Source organism: Acidithiobacillus sp. AMEEHan, from assembly GCF_030996345.1.
In the GTDB taxonomy this organism is placed as follows: domain Bacteria; phylum Pseudomonadota; class Gammaproteobacteria; order Acidithiobacillales; family Acidithiobacillaceae; genus Igneacidithiobacillus.
The window spans coordinates 244,980-260,977 of sequence record NZ_CP118747.1; the positions used below are offsets into that span (position 1 = coordinate 244,980).

At 60.1% G+C, this 15,998-nt stretch carries 18 protein-coding genes; 15 read left to right on the forward strand and 3 right to left on the reverse strand.

Annotation, left to right across the window (positions count from 1 at the left end; translation table 11 throughout):
- Positions 1 to 49 precede the first annotated feature (49 nt).
- From ORD17_RS01220 to ORD17_RS01230, 3 genes are all read left to right on the forward strand, one after another.
- A complete protein-coding gene (locus ORD17_RS01220) occupies positions 50 to 655 on the forward strand; it encodes a hypothetical protein (RefSeq protein WP_308389108.1) in 606 nt (201 codons plus the stop codon).
- A gap of 2 nt (positions 656 to 657) precedes the next feature.
- Complete coding sequence (locus ORD17_RS01225) at positions 658 to 1,266, forward strand: hypothetical protein (protein ID WP_308389109.1); 609 nt, start codon at positions 658 to 660, stop codon at positions 1,264 to 1,266.
- 597 nt (positions 1,267 to 1,863) lie between these two features.
- The gene (locus ORD17_RS01230) at positions 1,864 to 2,547 is read left to right on the forward strand and encodes a hypothetical protein (RefSeq protein WP_308389110.1); all 684 of its coding nucleotides are present in this window, start codon (positions 1,864 to 1,866) and stop codon (positions 2,545 to 2,547) included.
- A gap of 19 nt (positions 2,548 to 2,566) precedes the next feature.
- Here ORD17_RS01230 and alkB read toward each other — a convergent pair whose 3' ends face one another.
- From alkB to ORD17_RS01245, 3 genes are all read right to left on the reverse strand, one after another.
- Positions 2,567 to 3,229, reverse strand: a complete 663-nt coding sequence (alkB, locus tag ORD17_RS01235; protein ID WP_308389111.1) for a DNA oxidative demethylase AlkB — start codon at positions 3,227 to 3,229, stop codon at positions 2,567 to 2,569.
- Between the two features lie 89 nt (positions 3,230 to 3,318).
- The gene (locus ORD17_RS01240) at positions 3,319 to 3,921 is read right to left on the reverse strand and encodes a class I SAM-dependent methyltransferase (RefSeq protein WP_308389112.1); all 603 of its coding nucleotides are present in this window, start codon (positions 3,919 to 3,921) and stop codon (positions 3,319 to 3,321) included.
- Positions 3,922 to 4,051: 130 nt separating this feature from the next.
- Positions 4,052 to 5,359: an arsenic transporter gene (locus ORD17_RS01245; RefSeq protein ID WP_308389113.1), complete on the reverse strand. Its 1,308-nt coding sequence runs from the start codon at positions 5,357 to 5,359 to the stop codon at positions 4,052 to 4,054.
- Positions 5,360 to 5,453: 94 nt separating this feature from the next.
- Between ORD17_RS01245 and ORD17_RS01250 the strand changes: the two genes are divergently transcribed.
- The 12 genes from ORD17_RS01250 to ORD17_RS01305 all read left to right on the forward strand — a co-directional run bounded on the left by ORD17_RS01250 (position 5,454) and on the right by ORD17_RS01305 (position 15,989).
- Positions 5,454 to 5,822 (forward strand): metalloregulator ArsR/SmtB family transcription factor, encoded by a 369-nt coding sequence (locus tag ORD17_RS01250; protein ID WP_308389114.1) that lies wholly within the window; start codon positions 5,454 to 5,456, stop codon positions 5,820 to 5,822.
- The gene (locus tag ORD17_RS01255; RefSeq protein ID WP_308389115.1) at positions 5,819 to 6,310 is read left to right on the forward strand and encodes an arsenate reductase ArsC; all 492 of its coding nucleotides are present in this window, start codon (positions 5,819 to 5,821) and stop codon (positions 6,308 to 6,310) included. Before ORD17_RS01250 ends, ORD17_RS01255 begins: the two co-directional genes overlap by 4 nt.
- A gap of 18 nt (positions 6,311 to 6,328) precedes the next feature.
- Positions 6,329 to 6,796, forward strand: coding sequence for a VOC family protein (locus tag ORD17_RS01260; RefSeq protein WP_308389116.1), 468 nt, complete (start codon positions 6,329 to 6,331; stop codon positions 6,794 to 6,796).
- Between the two features lie 51 nt (positions 6,797 to 6,847).
- The gene (locus ORD17_RS01265; RefSeq protein WP_308389117.1) at positions 6,848 to 7,435 is read left to right on the forward strand and encodes a sigma-70 family RNA polymerase sigma factor; all 588 of its coding nucleotides are present in this window, start codon (positions 6,848 to 6,850) and stop codon (positions 7,433 to 7,435) included.
- Between the two features lie 110 nt (positions 7,436 to 7,545).
- A complete protein-coding gene (locus ORD17_RS01270) occupies positions 7,546 to 8,514 on the forward strand; it encodes an antibiotic biosynthesis monooxygenase (protein WP_308389118.1) in 969 nt (322 codons plus the stop codon).
- A gap of 30 nt (positions 8,515 to 8,544) precedes the next feature.
- Positions 8,545 to 8,925: a carboxymuconolactone decarboxylase gene (locus ORD17_RS01275; RefSeq protein ID WP_308389119.1), complete on the forward strand. Its 381-nt coding sequence runs from the start codon at positions 8,545 to 8,547 to the stop codon at positions 8,923 to 8,925.
- 44 nt (positions 8,926 to 8,969) lie between these two features.
- Complete coding sequence (locus tag ORD17_RS01280) at positions 8,970 to 9,548, forward strand: hypothetical protein (protein WP_308389120.1); 579 nt, start codon at positions 8,970 to 8,972, stop codon at positions 9,546 to 9,548.
- Between the two features lie 70 nt (positions 9,549 to 9,618).
- Positions 9,619 to 10,953 (forward strand): TolC family outer membrane protein, encoded by a 1,335-nt coding sequence (locus tag ORD17_RS01285; protein ID WP_308389121.1) that lies wholly within the window; start codon positions 9,619 to 9,621, stop codon positions 10,951 to 10,953.
- A gap of 45 nt (positions 10,954 to 10,998) precedes the next feature.
- Positions 10,999 to 12,048 (forward strand): efflux RND transporter periplasmic adaptor subunit, encoded by a 1,050-nt coding sequence (locus ORD17_RS01290; RefSeq protein ID WP_308389122.1) that lies wholly within the window; start codon positions 10,999 to 11,001, stop codon positions 12,046 to 12,048.
- On the forward strand, positions 12,035 to 13,771 hold the full coding sequence (locus ORD17_RS01295; RefSeq protein ID WP_308389123.1) for an ATP-binding cassette domain-containing protein: 1,737 nt from the start codon (positions 12,035 to 12,037) through the stop codon (positions 13,769 to 13,771). The genes ORD17_RS01290 and ORD17_RS01295 overlap by 14 nt, the downstream gene beginning before the upstream one ends.
- The gene (locus tag ORD17_RS01300) at positions 13,768 to 14,883 is read left to right on the forward strand and encodes an ABC transporter permease (protein ID WP_308389124.1); all 1,116 of its coding nucleotides are present in this window, start codon (positions 13,768 to 13,770) and stop codon (positions 14,881 to 14,883) included. The genes ORD17_RS01295 and ORD17_RS01300 overlap by 4 nt, the downstream gene beginning before the upstream one ends.
- The gene (locus ORD17_RS01305; RefSeq protein WP_308389125.1) at positions 14,883 to 15,989 is read left to right on the forward strand and encodes an ABC transporter permease; all 1,107 of its coding nucleotides are present in this window, start codon (positions 14,883 to 14,885) and stop codon (positions 15,987 to 15,989) included. Before ORD17_RS01300 ends, ORD17_RS01305 begins: the two co-directional genes overlap by 1 nt.
- Positions 15,990 to 15,998: the final 9 nt, after the last annotated feature.

Sequence of the window (15,998 nt, forward strand, 5' to 3'; positions counted from 1 at the left end):
TTTCTCATGGTATCCAGGACAGATTGACAGCGTATCTGGTCGCGATAGCATGCTGAAGTATGAAAAGATAGAGGGAGCAAGGATTATGTGGAGCAGACTGCTGGCGCTGTCGCCTGTCATCCTTTTGGGACTGTACCCCGCTACCGTCTTTGCGGAACCCGACGAGAAAGAATATGTCTGGGCGGGAAAAATCGGCGATTCGGAAGTTCGTGTCTGTGGCAAAGAGAAAAACCTGGAGCGTTTTTATTATCAGAAATATCGATATCCCATTCGGCTGGTTGCCCTCAAAGAGGGCAGCAAACGACAAGAACCTCAAGAATATTTTGAGAGAACTGTTGGGCTTGACGAAGTGCAGGATTGGGAGCTACCCGGCAGGCAACCCCAGTGGCAAGTGCATTCCGAAAAAGATCGCTTAGTCGGTACCTGGAAAGATCCAAGCGGCAAGACGCTGCCGATTGCACTGCAAGTGATCGCCTTATACAAAGAGGATTCTTGCGACTCACCACAGTTCAAGGGGGATGGAGCGTCAGCCGTTGTCGCTTCGATTTGGACACAGCCAGCTCGGCAAGACCTCTACGTGGATTATGGCACACCGGGGCCCCCGGCGCCTATCACCACGAGAGTGTCCTATTTATTGGTAATACTCCGGAAATAAAGATGGCCAATCGCATTCTATTAAAAAAAGCGCAACGGGCGGCACGGGAATTTCCTGCCATGCAGCGTCTTGCCCTGCAAACCGGTGCTCGCGACGGAACCGTACGGGAAAAACTCCATCCACAACTTCTCGGACGGCGATGGCTGGTCATCCACGGTACCCGCGCCGGCTGGTTCGACTTTCGTAAATCGCCGCTGGATGAAGAAATCATCGAGAACTGGGACCTGCGCACCGGTAAACAAGTACGGATGGCGGATTGGTTTCAGCCGGCTGCAATTCTTTCTACGCTGCAAAAAGGCAGCGGCTCGGCTGCCCCAAGAAAGGGGCCAGAGTACGTCTCCGCGGCCCCGCCGTTGCAGCGAATTATCTGCGCACACCCGGAAGTTTACTGCCGGGGGGATGAAGAGGACCCAAAAGAGTACCAAGTGCTGATCTCGGTAGATGGCCTAGATTTTTACGTCGGATCGGGTTCATCGGAATACGATTATTTCGGCTATTTCTACCGCGTTCCGTACTTATTCCTAGAAGAAATTCTCCGACCAGAAGTGCTACAGATGCTGCGCGAGTTGCGGCAAGCCCGCCCGGCAGAGGACTTCGCGAAAGCCGATTAGGAGGAGGTAATGATGCGCAACAGCAGGCGAGACACCGTGCTTTGCCGCGACCGGCACGAGCGGGCTTTGGTGTCATGGCCCAGGAAAATACTGCCGTGGTTGGGGTGGATCGGCTTGTGGAGCCTGGTCTTTTCTAACTGGGCGCAGGCCGCTCGGACGGATGCCCTATCCGGGGTCTGGCGGGGCCAACTCGGTAACGCGGCAATTCATCTCTGTGTCCTGCCCGCTGGCGACCAGGCTGCCTATTACCACGACGGCCAATCAGAGCTCATCCACCTCTCGCGACTGAGTTCCCGATCGGCGACTTGGTACGAGAATCCCTTATACACCAAGCGCCCCTTTGACCGTACCGCGCCGCGTTGGGAGCTGCGTCTGGCAAACGGGCAACTGCTCGGGAGTCGGAGGGATAGCGCCCAACGGCGCTCCGATCTGCGGCTCAACCGTGTAGCGTTGGCATCGGGGGAGTCGCCCTGTACGAATCAGGCCTTTCTCGCCGCGCGGCCGGCGCTAGCGCCGCGGATCCACCTCAATCAAGCCAGCACCCCGGAGACTCGTTTTGTGCGCCTTGATCCGCGCCCACGGGTGGATCCTCGCGCAATGTTATTGGAAGGTTGGTACTTTGTCGGAAACAGTGCAGAAATCCAGCGTGCGAACCGCGTCATTCGAAATACATTCCGCGACCAATCCAAAAATCTATCCGAGGAACTCGCAGCGTGGGGTGATGACGGTTTCGGTTACCGAATTCTAGTCCCAACACTCTTGGCTGGACGCTGGTTGGGGATGGTTACTTGGACGCACGATTACGGTCCGGAGGAGAATCCCCTCGAAGAATATGAGGAGATTTTGCAGGATCTGCGAACTGACACTCCGGTCGACCTTCAACAATGGTTTGCACGTACTGCCCTGACAATTGATCCCAGCGAAAGGCCGGATGATTCGCCCACAGAAAAAGTCCATGGTGAACTCAAGCGTATTCTGCCGAGCTACTTTGTACCACAGCTAGCGAGAGAGGATCTGAAAGAATGTTATGGAGAGGTGTTTCCTTCGCTGAAAGATACCATTTATCGGTTTGGCCTTAATAGCACCAATTTTATTGTTATCACTGGGCCAATTTATAGCGGGGAAAGTTTTCCCTGTGGAGTTTGGAGAACGCCGATACGGGTACCCTTCTCGGTAATGCAGAAATGGGCCACTCCCGCAGGCGCAGCGGCGCTGCGTGAGCTGGAACGGGCACGCAATGGCGGAAAATTCATTCCAGTGACCAAGATCAATACCCCCTAGCGAGGGCTGTCGATACGCTTCACGCTCCCGCCTTGCGCAAAGTGAGGTTGATGCGCCGGGCACCCAGCAGGGGATGCTCGCCGACCTTTACCGGGGCGATGCCGTGATAGTAGAGGCGAGTCGAAGCGCCCCAGACGACCACGTCGCCGTGTTTGAGGGGGATCCTCCGCACCGGGTCCGTGCGCCGGTTGCCGCCCCAGAGAAAAGTCGCGGGCAGGCCCAGAGAAAAGGACACGATCGGCGCTTGTAAGTCTTTTTCGTCGCGATCCTGGTGCAAGCCCATGCGCGCGCCAGGAGCGTAGACATTGATCAGGCAGGTATCGGGCGCGAAGGTGGGATATCCGGCAAGGCGCACAGCTTTCTGCGCCAGCTCGCAAATATGTTCTGGCATCGGGGGCCAACTTTGCCCCGTTTCCGGGTCTTCCCTCACGTAGCGGTACCCCTTGCGGTCGGAAACCCAACCCCAGGTACCGCAGTTGCTCATCTGTGCGGAAATCTTCTTGCCGCCGGGGGTTTGCATCTGCCGCAGTGGTGCCTGCAGAAAGATTCCCTGGATCAGTTCCAGCAACAGCGGAGCCTCTTCCCTGGCCCAGTGACGCAAAATCACTGCGCTGGGTTCCAGCAGTTCCTTTTCTGAGGGTGGCGGCAAAAGTTCATCGAATAAATCCGCTGTTCCGCGCATCGTCGCTCCGCCGAGTCAGTACCGATGCAGTATGTTAGCGGAAAGACTGACCTGGGTACCGCATTAGCAATAATACCCTGCCGTTCTCGTTACTCGGGACGTTGGAAGATGGCCCCGTAGTGGAACGGGGGTAGTTCGACGACGCGGAGCAAGCGCAAGCCCGCAGCTTCGACGAGGGAGCGCACTTGCTCTGGCGTCATTCGCAGCTCTGTACGTGGCCCACGAGGCTGCCCGAGAACCGTCGTTTCTTCTCGTGGGCGGGCATGCCAGTTGACGATGGCAAATAGCCCACCAGGCTTCAGCACAGCCGCTACTTCTCGGGCGAGTGCCGTCTGCTGCGGTACGCCATGGAAGGTATTTGCCAGTAGACAATAGTCCACGGGCTCGCTAAGTAGTTGCCCAAGATGCATGGCGTCGCCGTGGAGAAAGCTGCAATTCCCTGTTTCTAAACAGCGATTGCGTGTTTGCTGCAACAACTCTTCATCGAGATCAAAACCAATAACCTTGCCGGTCGCGACCTGCTGCGCGAGGGGCAGAGTGAAATATCCATTGCCACAGCAGAGGTCCAGCACCGACATCCCAGCCTCGACACCCAACTCCCTGATGACCCCTCGGGGATCAGGCCATAAAGCCTGCCACCAGTCAGGGTCTGGCATCCCGGTGGCCGGGAAGAAATTCGCTTGCTCTGTCATCTCCACTCCCGTGCGCAGGTTTTATTGCGAATTTTGGTACCGCTCACTCTAAGGATGAGCGGAAGCGCGCAACAATCTTTACCCCATTTCCGTCCGGCGAAAAGTACCCATGCCGACTCTAGCTCTTGGATCAAGCGAGTGCCAGCCAGCCGGCCAGGGCTAGTAGCGTCAGCAGCAGCACCGGCGGGGTGATCAGGAGGCCAGTTTTCATGTACTGCCCCCAGGTGACGGTAGTGCCTTTGCGCGCCAGCACGTGCAGCCAGAGAAGGGTAGCAAGGCTACCGATGGGGGTAAACTTGGGCCCGAGATCGCAGCCGATGATATTGGCGTAGATCATGATTTCCCGCAGGGCTGGGTCGGTGGCTGCGGGCAAATGGTGAATGGCCAGCGCCCCTACGAGCACGGCGGGCATATTGTTCATGACGGAGGAGAGAAGGGCGGCCAGGAAACCGGTGCCGACGGCGCTTGCCACCGCCCCATGGCTGGCAAAGAAGGCGAGGGCCTGACTGACGTAATCCGTGAGCCCGGCATTGCGCAGCCCGTAGACCACCAGGTACATCCCCAGGCTGAAGATGACGATCTGCCAGGGCGCTTCGTGCAGAACTTTGCGCACGGGAATCTGGGCGCCGCGCCCCCCTTGCCACCAGCGGCCCGCCAAGGCCAGTAGGAGCAGCGCCCCGGTCCCGGTCACTGCCGATACTGGCACCTGCCATTGCGCCGTTACGAAGTAGGCCAACAGCAGTAGCCCCAAGACCGGGAAAGCAGCGCGGAACACCAGGGGGTCCTTGATGGCCGTATGTGCCGCGGGCAGATGCTCCGTCGGATAGCGGGCAGGAAGCGCGCGCCGAAAAGCAAGCCAGAGCACGAGCAAGGTCGCAGCCAGGGAGACGAGATCGACGGGGACCATGACCCAGGCGTAGCGGTCGAAAGAGATGTTGAAGTAATTGGCGCTGACGATGTTCACCAGATTGGAGATCATCAGCGGCAGGCTGGTGGTGTCGGCAACGAAGCCGGTGGCAATGACGAAGGCAAAGGTGGCGGTGGGGGAGAAATCCAGGCGCAGCAAAATGGCCATGACGATGGGGGTGAGCAGAAGCGCGGCGCCATCATTGGCGAAGACGGCAGCAATTGCCGCCCCGAGTAGGATGATCAAGGGAAACAGCAAGCGACCCTTGCCGCCGCCCCAACGCGCTACGTGCAGCGCCGCCCAATGAAAGAACCCCGCCTCGTCGAGAAGGAGGGAAATGATGATCAAAGCGACGAAGGTGAAGGTTGCATCCCAGACGATATGCCAGACCACAGGGATGTCCTGCCAGGTGATGACCCCGGTAGCCAGGGCGAGCAGTGCGCCCCCCGTTGCGCTCCAGCCGATTTGCAAGCCGCGCGGCTGCCAGATGACCAAGATCAGGGTGACGAGGAAGATGGCAAGGGCAAGCATTTCGGTACCTTTTCCTGTGGATGCAAGCGATGCAGTAGTCTTGACGAAGCCTGCTTTCTTGTCAATACTACAAGAAACATTCGCGGATTGAATCATGAACGAGTCACTGCAGTCCTCTCGCATCGTCGCCCAGCTCGAGGCCCTCGCCTCGCCGGTGCGCCTCAAAATCTTCCGCCTGCTGGTGCAGCAGGAACCCCTTGGGCTCTTCTCTGGAGAGATTGCCGAACACCTGGGCCAAGCCCATAACGGGATTTCCTTCCATCTCAAGACCTTGCAACATGCGGAGCTGGTGACGGTGGCGCAGGAAGGGCGCCACCACCGCTACCGTGCGCAAATGCCCGTGGTTCGCGCCCTGGTCGCCTACCTCACGGAAAACTGCTGCCAGGGAACCCAGTCCTGCACCGTGAAAGGCAAGGATACCCCTGAGCAAACTTCTTCCCCCCAACGGAGATCTGCGCCATGAAGACCCCAGAAGTCCTCTTTCTTTGTACCGGCAATGCCTGCCGCTCCATCCTCGCCGAAGTCACCCTGAATGGCTTGGCGCAAGGAAAGTTGCATGCCATCAGTGCCGGCAGCCATCCCGCTGGCTACGTCCATCCCCGCAGCATCGCGCTTCTGCAACGCGAGGGCTTTGCGACGGAGGGGCTCTCCAGCAAGTCTTGGGATGATCTCCCCAGCGCGCCGGACATCGTCATTACCGTCTGCGCCAGTGCCGCCGGAGAAACCTGCCCCGCCTACCTCGGCCCCGCCATCCGCGCCCACTGGGGGGTGGAGGATCCCGCCAAGGCAACGGGCACTGAAGCCGAAATCGAGGCGGCCTTCGACACTGCCTACCGCATCCTGCGTCATCGTATCGAGGCCCTGTTGGCGCTTCCCGTTGCCGAGCTTCTCGAGAAGGATCCCAAAGGGCTGCACCGGGAATTGGAACGCATCGGTCATCTGGAGGCCTGAGGAGAAGAAATGTCAGCAATGGATACTATCTTGGTTCCGGATACCCAGGAGTTTCACCTGAGCTTCCGGGTGAGCGACCTTGCCCAGAGCACGGCCTTTTATCGGCAATTCTTGGGTGTGGAGCCCAAACAGCAGACGGCGCGCTTCAGCACCTTCATCGTCCCGGATCTGCGCCTCAATCTGGTGATTCTGGTCAACGATCGCGAAGAGCCCCTGGATACCTATAGTCTCTACCACGTGGGCCTGGGGGTCGGCAGCAAGGCGGCGGTGATCGAGACCTACCATCGCGCCGTTGCCGCGGGTGCGGAAGTGGTCAAGCCGCCGCGCAGTACCTGGCGCGGTACCCCCCTACACGAACTCTGGCTGCGCGATCCCACCGGCTACCTGCTCGAGATCTACGCCCGCATGACCCCCGAGGAACTCGCCCAGATGCCCGCCGACCAGGAACCGATCTATTTGGTGCCGGGAACCGCCCCGCAAGTTTGAACGGCCACGAAAACGGCGTAGGCTTTGCCCTCTGAGAGGAGGGCAAGAGTCATGGGTGAGGGAGATGCTCTGTCGGAAGGCGCTGTACCCTGCGCCTTGCTGGCCTGGCAGCAGACGGAACGGGAGCTGCACAGCTTTTTGCGGCGCGAGCTCTCCGCTTTGGCCGATCCTTGGGAGGCCGATGATCTCTTGCATGAAATCTTTTTGCGCCTTCTCCGTCAGGGAGGGCGCTTTTGTGCAGTGGAAAACACCCGCGCCTGGCTCTTTCAGGTGGCGCGCAATCTTTTGGTGGATTACCAACGCCGCGCCCGCCCCAGCTCTGAATTGAGCGAAGATCTTGCGATGGAGTCGGAAGAGCCATCACCTTTGGCCGAATTGGCAGAATGCCTTCCGGTGGCCATGGCCGGCTTGTCCGATGAGGATCGCGACGCCATCACCCAGTGTGATCTCTCCGGGCTGGGGCAGGCGGAGTACGCCCGCTCCCTCGGCCTCTCTCTGCCTGCCGTCAAGTCGCGGCTGCAACGCGCCCGCGCCCGCCTTCGCGCCGAATTGCTGGATCATTGCGGTGTGCGTTTCCATCCCGATACCGGCCAAGTTTGTTGCCACGGCAGTTTTACTGCCAAACGAGGCAAAGGCTAGGCGCGCGGGCTGCGCATCCCCCAGCCGCCGCGCGGCAAGCGATCCGCCCTGCATCTTTTTCGAATATCCTGCGTCTACCTGCTGTCGACCAAAACATGGAGGAGACTTTCATGGATCGGAGAAGATTTTTGTTGACCGGCGCCGTTGCGGGCTCGGGGGTGCTCTTATCGCCCCTTGGCATTGCCGGGATGGGACAAGGAGCGCAGGTACGGGAGTACGCGGCTTTTCCGCAGAGTTATGTGGTCGAGTTTCGGGTGCCACCGCCGCAACAGGAAGCTACGGTGGCAGCCGTCGCCAATCTCGTGCAAGAGCTCTCCGCGCAGAAAGGCTTTTTAGGCGCGACCCTCAAGCAGATGCAGGGGGAGTCCACCATGGTCAAGAATTATCCACCAGTACTCAAGGGGATGCTGGCGCAGGCTGACGTTGATGCGAGCAAAGCAGGTCGCTTGCCCTATTTCAACGTGCTGCTGCTGCGCTTTGCGCAGCAAGAACTGTTGCCGCGGGCGCAACTGGATGGCTGGGTGCAGAATCGGCTTACTCCGTTGCTACGATTCACTCCTCCGGGCGCAACCGAATCTGCAGAGTTTCTGCCCTTGACCGGGATTTACGCGTCGCTGATTGCTGGTGATCGCGAGGCCATCTACTCCACGACCGATGCCATCGCCGGATTCCTCGCGCGGCAGGAAGACCAACCCAGCAAGAGTTGGGTGACCGTCATCAATCATGTCGCCGTACCCGACAGCGTGCGGGAGGAGCTGGAAGCCAAGGTGGCGCCCTTGCTGCAGGTGGCGCAAAACACCTACGAGCCCAAGGATGATCCCAATGGTCTGGGGCGTCCCGGCAGTCGGGACAACAGTGACTATCGCAAGGCGGTGAGCACCGAGATTCTGGTCAATACCGAGCCCAACGGTGCGTTGCGCAGTTATCTGATGCACGGCGTCTGGGAATCGGTCTGGGATCACGAAAACTCCCACCTGGATCCTCGTTTCCAACAGTCCTTTATGGCAGTGGCGCCGTATGTGGTCTCCGGCCCGGTGGAGCCTTTCTACCACACCTTGTACTTGCAGAATCGCGTCTAAACTACCTTTTGTACGTAGAGGAGAAATACCATGTCGGAACAACAACGTCCCAGTCCAGAACAGATCATGGCCGGTATGCGTCAGGCCATGGGCCGAGTGCCGAGCGCCATCGAGAAGTCTGTAGGAGCCGATTCTGAGCTCATCCACGAGCATATGCGTTCGCGGGCCTTCGCCATGCCGGCGAACGGGGCTTTGGATGACGAAACGCGCACGCTGCTATATTTGGCTGCAGCCCTGGCCAGTTCCAGTCATGCCTGTGTACAGGCGATGGCGGATAAGATTGCCCAGCAGAAGATCCCTACCGATAAAGTCATTGAGACGGTGCGGATTGCCCGCTATGCGATGGCAACGCGGGTGATCGGCGATGCCGAGCCGGTATTTGCGATGCTGGGAGAGCGGGCTACGGACTAGCGATGGGGGCGTCGTTTCGCGAACGTGCCCAACGAGCAGCGGCGATGCGCGCCCGCATCATACCGCTGCTGCCTTTCGTTATCCCAAGCCTGCTGTTGCCCTTGCTTGCGGTAGATCTCTGGATGCATGCCGATCCAGCGTTCTTTGCGGAATATCGGGAAGATGTGCTATTTGCGCTGCTGATCTTTGTGGTTGCCGTGCGCTTCTTTCTCCTCGACCTTATGCTCTTCTATGTGTCGCGGTCGCGCCGATCTCTGCACATGGACCTGTTGCAGATCGTGTTTTTGTATCTGGAAGTCACGGCCGTGACCCTGTTCTACTTTGCGCTGCTCTATGAGTTTTTTGGGGTGTATCGTCTGTTCACCTACACCGGCCCCGACCTCGCGCAACATCTGTTGCGGCTGCAGGGCCATGACTTTGGGCTTGCCCTGTATGTTTCCATGGAGTTTTTTACCACCTTGGGGATCGGCGACTGGATCCCACGCACCCCCAACGCCATGTTGGCGGTGGGCATCGAGGCGCTCTTGGGTTTTGTGCAAAGCGGGGTGTTTTTTGCAGTGCTGATCTATGCCCATCAGGATCGTCGCGGACATCCGGAAGAGAAAGGAGAGCACAGCTCGTGAAGATGGCCTCTCCATTCGCTATACTAACGACAAAGAGACGTGGATATCTTCCATGTCGCCAAGGAACGAGATGAAGAGACTTGCTATTGCCTGCTGCACCATCTGGGTTACCGTGGGTGCTTCCGCCCCGGGATTTGGCGAGGACTTGCTCTCCGCCTACCAGCAAGCATGGCGAACTGATCCGGCGTTGGCGCAGGCGCGGGCGCAATGGCAAGCGGCCTTGCAGGATCGACCGCTGGCGCGCTCCGCTCTCTTGCCACACTTGGGCGCCAGCGCCAGTGTGGGATACAACACCGGAAGTTTCGCTGGCTTTGCCGGGCTGGATATCAACAAGGGGTACTACTCCGATAGTTACAGTGTCACTTTGACGCAGTCGGTATTCGATGGACAAAGTCTGGTTGCTCTGCGCCAAGCGAGTAGCCAGATTCAGGCGCAGGCGGCTGCCTTGCTCTACGCCGAGCAGGACTTGGCGCTACGGGTAGCCAAGGCCTATTTTGCGGTGCTAGAGGCACAAGCGCAGGAGCGCATCGCCCAGCGGCAGCAGGACTTGTTGCAAAGTATCTATCGGCAAACCGAGGCGGCTCTGCGGATTGGCACGGGTGACATCATTGCCGTGCGGGAGGCGAAGGCGCGGTTGGATGCGGCGCAGTCAGATCTGATCCAGACACAAAATGCCCTGTTAGTGGCCCAAAAAGGATTGGAGCGGCTTACCCATGCTCCGGTTGGATCGTTGCGCGAGCTGGGCGAGGTGACGCCGCGCGGGCCACAGCCAGACGATATGGATGCGTGGGTGCAAGTGGCACTGCGCTCTCAACCCTTGGTTCAGGAAGCAGAGGCGCAACTGCGCGTGGCCCAGGAACAAGTGCTATATGCGCAGCGGGCGCGCTGGCCCAAGCTGGATCTGCAGGGTATTGCGCAGCACGTGCACGGCAGCCCTTTTCCCGGCTTCAACGAGAATCAGGCAGGGGTGAGCCTCAACTTGCGCATGCCCATTTATCAGGGGGGATCGATTTCCAGCGGGGTGCAAAAGGCACAGGCCCAGGGGATGGCACAAGCAGAACACCTTGGCAGTGTCCGCGATCAGGTGCGTCTGGATACCCAAACGGCCTTTTTGAATCTTCGCGACAGTGTTGCCCAATTGACTGCGGCGAAAGAAGCCAAACGATCGGCCAAGATCTCCTTGGAAGGGACACGCAAGGGCTACGAAGTCGGTACCCGTTCCATCATCGACCTCTTGCAGACCGCCACGGACTATATCCGTGCCGAACAGGATTATCAGCTCGCCCTGTATCGCCAAGTGCTTGCGCGCGTGCAGCTCAAATTTGCCGCGGGCGAACTCGATGCATCTGACCTACAGGCGCTGAATGGTCTCTTGCAACCGTCCAGTACCAAGGCGCAGTCATGATGTTCCGGATTCGCAGCGCAAAGGCTTTGCCCGAAGGATGTGCCCATGGCCAGTAAAAAGAAACGGATCTTCCTAGTCCTCTTCGCCCTGCTCGTGATTGGCGGCGTGCTGTTCTGGGTGCTGCACCGGCCCAAAGCAGCCACGAATGTCGTCACCATCTATGGCAACATCGACATCCGCCAGGTACAAGCCGCCTTCCATGACGACGGGCGGGTGCAGGCGCTTCTGGTGCAGGAAGGCGATCGGGTCCATAAGGGCCAGCTCTTGGCAGAACTCGACCCGGTCCGCTTCCAGGATGCTGTCGCTCGCGACAAAGCCCTGGTGGCCGCGCAGGAACAGATCTTGGCCCGGCTCCTGGCGGGTTCCCGCCCTGAGGAGATTGCCGAAGCGCGGGCGCAAGTCGCTGCCGCCCAGGCCAGCCTCGCCAATGCCGAGATCACTTACAAACGGCAGGAATCCCTGGCGGCGGAGCAGTATGTGCCCAAGCAGAACGTCGACAATGCCGCCGCCTCCCTCAAAACTGCACGTGCCAATCTGGAGCACAGCCAACAGGCTCTGACTCTGGCCATCAAGGGACCGCGCAAAGAAGATATTGCGGCGGCACGGGCGCAACTCGCCGCCGATCGCGCCGCTCTGGCCCTCGCCGAGCGGCAGCTCCAAGACACCAAGCTCTACGCCCCGGAAAATGGTGTCGTGCAGGATCGCATCGTCGAGCCTGGCGACATGGTCTCCCCGAGCACGCCGATCTTCACCTTAGCCCTCGACAATCCCGTCTGGGCCCGGGCCTATCTGCCGGAGAAAGCGCTGGGCAAAGTGCGTCCGGGGATGCGCGCCGAGATCAGCAGCGACTCTTTTCCAGGCAAGCGTTTCAAGGGCTGGATCGGCTTCATTTCTCCCACTGCGGAGTTCACGCCAAAGAGCGTCGAGACCACGGAGTTACGCACCGAACTGATGTACCGGGTACGCGTCTATGCCTGTAATCCGCAGCACGAACTGCGCCTCGGGATGCCGGTAACAGTACGCATCGACCTGCAGCACAACACCCCGCAAAATCTGCCGCAACACCCCTGTGCCGCGTCCGATGGTGAGCAGTAGTCCGCTGCAGTTCCACAACGTATCCAAGGTCTTCCCACGCGGGAAGGGCACGGTGCGCGCCCTGGCTGGGCTCGAGCTCGAACTGGCTGCCGGCAAGGTGACGGGTCTGCTGGGCCCTGACGGGGCCGGCAAGACTACCCTCATCCGGCTGGCGACGGGATTGCTGCAGCCGAGTGAGGGTAAAATCCTGCGCTTTGGCGAAGAGCTGGGCGGGCAGACGGGCGCGCAGCAGCAACGCATCGGCTACATGCCACAGCGCTTCGGGCTCTACGAAGACCTCACGGTGCAAGAAAACCTGGATCTGTACAGCGACCTGCAGGGCATCGATACGGCAACGGCGCGGCAGCGGCAAGCAGAACTGCTCCAGCTCACCGCTCTGGGGCCCTTTGGCAAGCGCCGCGCCGGGGCATTGTCCGGTGGCATGAAGCAGAAGCTGGGTCTCGCCTGTGCCCTGCTCCGGGCGCCGGATCTGCTGCTGCTGGATGAGCCAACGGTGGGGGTGGACCCCATCGCTCGGCGCGAGCTCTGGAGCATCATCCAGGGGCTGCGCGGACAGGGCACGACGGTGTTACTGAGCACTGCCTACTTCGATGAGGCAGAACGCTGCGACGAGATCCTCTTGCTGCACGAAGGGCAGCTCCTGCGTGAGGGTACCCCCCAGGACTTTCTCGCACCCTTCGACGGGCACTGTTTTCTGGTAACGGCAGCGGGGCTGCGCCGTCGGGCCTTGCGGCAGGCGCTGCAAGCCCGCGCCGGTATCGTGGATGCGCGGGTGGTCGCCGGCGGGGTACGGGTGCTCTGCAGCGAGCCCTCCCCGCTTCCCATGGCGGGCGAAGAGTGGAAGGCGATCCCGCCTTCCTTCGAAGATGCCTTTGTTTCCCTCTTGGGCAGCGCCACGACACCTGCCGTAGCCGCCCAGGGTGCCGAGACGGTTTCCCAGCCCTCCGGCGCGGGAGCAGAAGAGATTGTGATTCGCGTGGAAGGACTGCGCAAGGTCTTCGGCAGCTTCGAGGCGGTGAAAAGCAGCAGCTTTCAGGTTCGCAACGGCGAGATTTTTGGGCTCCTGGGAGCCAATGGGGCGGGCAAGACCACGACTTTCCGCATGCTCTGTGGCCTGTTGGCGCCTTCGGGCGGTACCCTGGAAGTGGCAGGAGTCGACATGCGCCGCGCTTCCAGCCAGGCACGGGCGCGCATTGGCTATGTCGCGCAGAAATTTGCCCTCTACGGCAACCTCAGCGTCGATCAGAACCTGCAATTTTTTGCCAGCGCCTATGGTCTGCGCGCGAAGACGCGCAGCGATGGCATCGCCCGGGCGCGGCGGGACTTTCAGCTCGACGACTATCGCGACATCAATGTCGACGACCTGCCCCTCGGCATCAAACAGCGCCTTGCCCTAGCCTGCGCCCTCCTGCACCAGCCGCCGATCCTTTTCCTAGATGAGCCGACTTCGGGGGTGGATCCCCTCACCCGCCGGGAATTCTGGCAGCGAATCAACGCCCTCGCGGCATCGGGGGTGACGGTGCTCATCACCACCCATTTCATGGATGAGGCGGAATATTGTGACCGCCTGATCCTGCAGTCCCTGGGAGAAATCCTCGCCCAGGGGAGTCCCGAAGAGATCCGTCGCCAGGCACAGAGCCCTGAGCAGCCCAACCCGAGCATGGAAGATGCCTTCATCCACTTGATCGAAAGTCACGAGCAGAGCATCCGGAGGGCATCGTGAACGGTCGCCGCCTGCGCGGCTTGATCCGCAAGGAGTTCCTGCAGATCTTGCGCGATCCGTCGGCCATCGCCATTGCCTTTTTTCTGCCGGTCTTTCTGCTGTTTTTGTTTGGCTATGGGGTCTCCCTCGATGCCAAACGCATCCCTCTCGCGGTGGTGGTGAATCAAGCCACTGCCGAGACCAGCGCCTTCGTCGGTGGCCTAGAGCAGTCACCCTATTTCCGACCGGAGATCTTTCCGAGCGTCCAGGAGGCGCGCGGCGCCCTCTTGCAGCGGCAGGTGAACGGCATCGTCTGGCTGCGCTCGGACTTCAGCCGTCAGGTTCTGCGCGGCGATACGGCCAGCATTGGGGTCGTCGTCAATGGTGTGGACGCCAATGACGCCCGCATCATCGAGGGGTACCTGCAGGGCGTCTGGCAGAATTGGCTGCAACAGCGCGCTCTGGCTGCCGGTCGGCCTTTGGTGATTCCGGTACGGGCTGAAGACCGCATCTGGTTCAACCCCGCCCTGCGCAGTCGCAACTATCTGGTGCCGGGCCTCATTGCGGTGATCATGACCCTGATCGGCGCGCTGCTGACGGCCATGGTGGTGGCCCGGGAGTGGGAGCGGGGCACGATGGAAGCCCTCATGGCTACCCCGGTGCAAATGCTCGAGATTCTCCTCGGCAAGCTCATTCCCTATTTTCTCCTCGGTATGGGGGGCATGCTCCTCTCCGTGGCCCTGGCGGTGTGGCTCTTTGCCGTGCCTCTGGTGGGGAGTTTCTGGCTGCTGCTCCTCGCCTCGGCGCTGTTTCTCTTGGTGGCCCTGGGCATGGGCCTGCTGATTTCCAGCGTCGCCCGCAACCAGTTTGTTGCCGGGCAAATCGCCATCATCGTCACCTTTCTGCCCGCCTTCATCCTTTCCGGATTCATCTTCGATATCCAGTCCATGCCGGCTCCCATCCGCGTCATGACCCATGTCGTTGCGGCACGCTACTTCGTGAGTATCCTGCAGACCCTGTTTCTGGCTGGCGACGTCTGGCCCATCCTCCTCTGGAATGACTTGGCATTGCTGCTCATGGCCCTGTTCTTCTTGGGGATGACCCTGCGGCGCTCGCGCAAGAGGCTCGATTGATGTTGGCACGGATCTGGGCATTGATGATCAAGGAGTTCTTGGCGATCCTGCGTGACAAGAAGAGCCGTTTCGTGCTCATCGGACCGCCCTTGATCCAGTTGCTGGTCTTTGGTTACGCCGCTACCTTCGACCTGAGTCACATTCCCTACGCGGTGTACAATGAGGACTCCGGTTTTGCGGCGCGGGAATTGCTCGGGGAGTTCCAGGGTTCGCGAGCGTTTCAGCAGGTGGCCACCGTCACACGACAAGGGCAGATCGCGCCGCTCATCAACACCGGAAAGGCGCTCCTGGTTGTCCACATTGGGCCGCACTTTACCGAAGACCTCTTGCGTCACCAGCCGGCACCCGTGCAGGTGATCATCGACGGTCGCAACTCCAATACCGCCACCCTGGCGATGAATTATGCCAACAGCATTTTGCTGCGCTTCGACCAGCGCTGGGCGGCGCAGCATCACTGGGGGCGCCCGCCGGCAGAACTGCAGGTACGCTCCTGGTTCAATCCCAATCTGCTCTCGCGCTGGTTCATCGTGCCTGGCATCGTCGCCCTGCTCATGCTCGTGGTCACGCTGCTGGTCACTGGCCTTTCCGTAGCCCGGGAACGGGAGCAGGGAACCTTCGACCAGCTTCTCGTCACGCCCCTGACACCAGGAGAGATCCTGGCGGGTAAGGCCTTGCCGGGCATCCTCATCGGTGGCCTCGAAGGCGCCTTCATCGTGCTGGTGGCGGTGTTCTGGTTTCAGGTGCCGTTTCTGGGCAGTATCCTTGCCCTGGGGTTGGGGATGTTGCTCTTTCTCCTGGCTGCCGTGGGCATCGGCCTGATGATTTCCTCCCTTGCCGTTACCCAACAGCAGGGCCTCCTGGGCGCCTTTCTCTTTCTGGTGCCGGCCATCATCCTCTCGGGTTTTGCCACCCCCATTGCCAACATGCCCGAGCTGGTGCAAGACCTCACCTATGCCAACCCCATGCGCTATTTCCTGGTGATCGTGCGCGGGGTATTCCTGCAAGGAGATGGAGTGAGCAACCTATGGAACCAGTATTGGCCCCTGGCGATCATCGCGCTTTTCTCCATGGCGGCGGCTAGCTGGTTGTTCCGGCATCGAATTTGAGAGTAGGAG

Coding starts and splice junctions, on each gene's coding strand:
- ORD17_RS01220 (WP_308389108.1), top strand. CDS start 50: ATGCTGAAGTATGAAAAGATAGAGGGAGCAAGGATTATGTGGAGCAGA.
- ORD17_RS01225 (WP_308389109.1), top strand. CDS start 658: ATGGCCAATCGCATTCTATTAAAAAAAGCGCAACGGGCGGCACGGGAA.
- ORD17_RS01230 (WP_308389110.1), top strand. CDS start 1,864: ATGTTATTGGAAGGTTGGTACTTTGTCGGAAACAGTGCAGAAATCCAG.
- alkB (WP_308389111.1), bottom strand. CDS start 3,229: ATGCGCGGAACAGCGGATTTATTCGATGAACTTTTGCCGCCACCCTCA.
- ORD17_RS01240 (WP_308389112.1), bottom strand. CDS start 3,921: ATGACAGAGCAAGCGAATTTCTTCCCGGCCACCGGGATGCCAGACCCT.
- ORD17_RS01245 (WP_308389113.1), bottom strand. CDS start 5,359: ATGCTTGCCCTTGCCATCTTCCTCGTCACCCTGATCTTGGTCATCTGG.
- ORD17_RS01250 (WP_308389114.1), top strand. CDS start 5,454: ATGAACGAGTCACTGCAGTCCTCTCGCATCGTCGCCCAGCTCGAGGCC.
- ORD17_RS01255 (WP_308389115.1), top strand. CDS start 5,819: ATGAAGACCCCAGAAGTCCTCTTTCTTTGTACCGGCAATGCCTGCCGC.
- ORD17_RS01260 (WP_308389116.1), top strand. CDS start 6,329: ATGGATACTATCTTGGTTCCGGATACCCAGGAGTTTCACCTGAGCTTC.
- ORD17_RS01265 (WP_308389117.1), top strand. CDS start 6,848: ATGGGTGAGGGAGATGCTCTGTCGGAAGGCGCTGTACCCTGCGCCTTG.
- ORD17_RS01270 (WP_308389118.1), top strand. CDS start 7,546: ATGGATCGGAGAAGATTTTTGTTGACCGGCGCCGTTGCGGGCTCGGGG.
- ORD17_RS01275 (WP_308389119.1), top strand. CDS start 8,545: ATGTCGGAACAACAACGTCCCAGTCCAGAACAGATCATGGCCGGTATG.
- ORD17_RS01280 (WP_308389120.1), top strand. CDS start 8,970: ATGCGCGCCCGCATCATACCGCTGCTGCCTTTCGTTATCCCAAGCCTG.
- ORD17_RS01285 (WP_308389121.1), top strand. CDS start 9,619: ATGAAGAGACTTGCTATTGCCTGCTGCACCATCTGGGTTACCGTGGGT.
- ORD17_RS01290 (WP_308389122.1), top strand. CDS start 10,999: ATGGCCAGTAAAAAGAAACGGATCTTCCTAGTCCTCTTCGCCCTGCTC.
- ORD17_RS01295 (WP_308389123.1), top strand. CDS start 12,035: ATGGTGAGCAGTAGTCCGCTGCAGTTCCACAACGTATCCAAGGTCTTC.
- ORD17_RS01305 (WP_308389125.1), top strand. CDS start 14,883: ATGTTGGCACGGATCTGGGCATTGATGATCAAGGAGTTCTTGGCGATC.